Raw genomic sequence first — 2500 nt, forward strand, 5'->3', positions numbered from 1 at the left:
GTTGGTTGCGGGGGCAGGATTTGAACCTGCGGCCTTCAGGTTATGAGCCTGACGAGCTACCGGGCTGCTCCACCCCGCGGCGAGGTTGGTCCGGATCCGGGGTCGGTGGGGTTTGGGGGGTCCCGTGGCGGGCCGTTTTGGGGGGCCGCGGGGTCGTGGGGGAGAGGGAGGGGGGCTCTGGTCAGGTCTGGCGGTGACTTACTCTCCCGCGTCTTGGGACGCAGTACCATCAGCGGCTGTGCGCTTAACGGCCGAGTTCGGGATGGGATCGGGTGTGTCGCGCAGCCTATGGCCACCAGACCGGATCAGGGCCCTCCGGGGGAGGCGTTCCGGCCGTGCGCGGCTGCGCGGGCCGGGGGGCTCCCCCAACATCAGGTGTGTTCCAGGTCGTGTTCACTGTCGGGGCCCGGGGCCGCCGGTGTGGGGCGGGTCCTGGGGCCGTTGGGGTTGTGCATGGCTTCCGGTGTCCTTGGGACGGGGGGGGCTTGCGCCCTGCCCGTCACTGGATCGGATCAAGCCTATCGGACGATTAGTACCGGTCAACTGAGCGCGTTGCCGCGCGTGCATCTCCGGCCTATCGACGTGGTGGTCTGCCACGGTCCTCGGGGAGACCTGGTTTCGAGGGGGGCTTCCCGCTTAGATGCCTTCAGCGGTTATCCTGTCCGTTCATAGCCACCCGGCACTGCCGCGGGCGCGACAACCGGTCCACCAGTGGAACGTTCACCCCGGTCCTCTCGTACTAGGGGCAACTCCTCTCAAGTCTCCTGCACCCACGGAAGATAGGGACCGAACTGTCTCACGACGTTCTAAACCCAGCTCACGTACCTCTTTAAATGGCGAACAGCCATACCCTTGGGACCTGCTCCAGCCCCAGGATGAGATGAGCCGACATCGAGGTGCCAAACACTGCCGTCGATATGGACTCTTGGGCAGTATCAGCCTGTTATCCCCAGCGTACCTTTTATTCGTTGAGCGATGGCCCTCCCACGTGGGACCACCGGATCACTATGGCCGTCTTTCGACTCTGCTCGACGTGTCAGTCTCGCAGTCAGGCTGGCTTATGCCATTGCACTCAACGGGCGATTTCCGACCGCCCTGAGCCAACCTTCGCGCGCCTCCGTTACCGTTTGGGAGGCGACCGCCCCAGTCAAACTCCCCACCACGCAGGGTCCCGGACCCGGGTATACGGGCCGCGGTTAGACACCAAGAGGGCGAAGGGCGGTATCTCAAGGACGGCTCCACGAGGGCTGGCGCCCCCGCTTCAAAGCCTACCGCCTATCCTGCACATCGCCATCCTGGTGCCAGTGCGAAGCTGGAGTAAAGGTGCATGGGGTCTTTCCGTCTAACCGCGGGTAGCCCGCATCTTCACGGGCAGTTCAATTTCGCTGAGCCGATGTTGGAGACAGCGGGGAAGTCGTTACGCCATTCGTGCAGGTCGGAACTTACCCGACAAGGAATTTCGCTACCTTAGGACCGTTATAGTTACGGCCGCCGTTTACTGGGGCTTCAGTTCGGAGCTCGCACCCCTCCCTTTGACCTTCCAGCACCGGGCAGGCGTCAGACCCTATACGTCGCCTTGCGGCTTCGCAGAGCCCTGTGTTTTTAGTAAACAGTCGCCACCCCCTGGTTTGTGCCCCCCACCCGCGCTTGCGCACAGGCAGGGCCTCCTTCTCGCGAACTTACGGAGGTATTTTGCCGAGTTCCTTCAACATCGTTCTCTCAAGCGCCTTGGTATGCTCTACCAGTCCACCTGTGTCGGTTTCGGGTACGATCTCACGGAGGGCTATTTCCAGGAACCGCTCAGCCGCCCGCCCAATCCAGTCAGGGCGAACAACACCTGCGATCCGTCACATCCTCCTGGCCCGGGAGTATTAACCCGGTTCCCATCGACTACGCCTCTCGGCCTCGCCTTAGGGGTCGGCTCACCCTGCTCAGATTAGCTTTAAGCAGGAACCCTTGGACTTTCGGCGAGGGGGTCTCTCACCCCCTTTGTCGCTACTCATGTCATCATTCTCGCTGGTGATCTCTCCACCCGATGGCTCACGCCCGGGCTTCATCGAAAGCCTCGCGTCTCCAGGACCGTCTCACGACGGTCAAAGAGACAGGAGACTATGTCACACCACGCTCTGCTACCACGCATCACAAGGATGCATCCTCAGCTTCGGTGCACGGCTTGAGCCCCGTTACATCTTCGCCGCAGGACAACTTGTCTAGACCAGTGAGCTGTTACGCTATCTTTAAAGGATGGCTGCTTCTAAGCCAACCTCCTGGTTGTTTTGGTCGTCCCACCTGCTTTCCCACTTAGCCGTGACTTGGGGACCTTAGCTGGAGGTCAGGGTTGTTTCCCTCTCGACACCGGACGTTAGCACCCGATGTCTGTCTGCCGGATAGTGCTCCTCGGTATTCGGAGTTTGGTTAGGCTCAGTAAGTCTGTGGGACCCCATCACCCATCCAGTGCTCTACCCCCGAGGGCATTCGTCCGACGCTCTACCTAAATAGA

1 tRNA gene and 2 rRNA genes (1 of these 3 cut by a window edge) are annotated in these 2500 nt (G+C 61.4%); all 3 read right to left on the reverse strand.

Features of this window, described 5'->3' with window-relative positions:
• Window positions 1-2: 2 nt before the first annotated feature.
• Window positions 3-79: transfer RNA gene (locus tag J2Z33_RS17795), tRNA-Met, on the reverse strand.
• 106 nt (window positions 80-185) lie between these two features.
• A 5S ribosomal RNA gene (rrf, locus tag J2Z33_RS17800) occupies window positions 186-300 on the reverse strand.
• A 208-nt stretch (window positions 301-508) separates the two neighbouring features.
• A 23S ribosomal RNA gene (locus J2Z33_RS17805) occupies window positions 509-2500 on the reverse strand; it runs 847 nt beyond the window's last position.

Origin of the sequence: Rubellimicrobium aerolatum (assembly GCF_017872975.1) — a bacterium.
Lineage (GTDB): Bacteria > Pseudomonadota > Alphaproteobacteria > Rhodobacterales > Rhodobacteraceae > Rubellimicrobium > Rubellimicrobium aerolatum.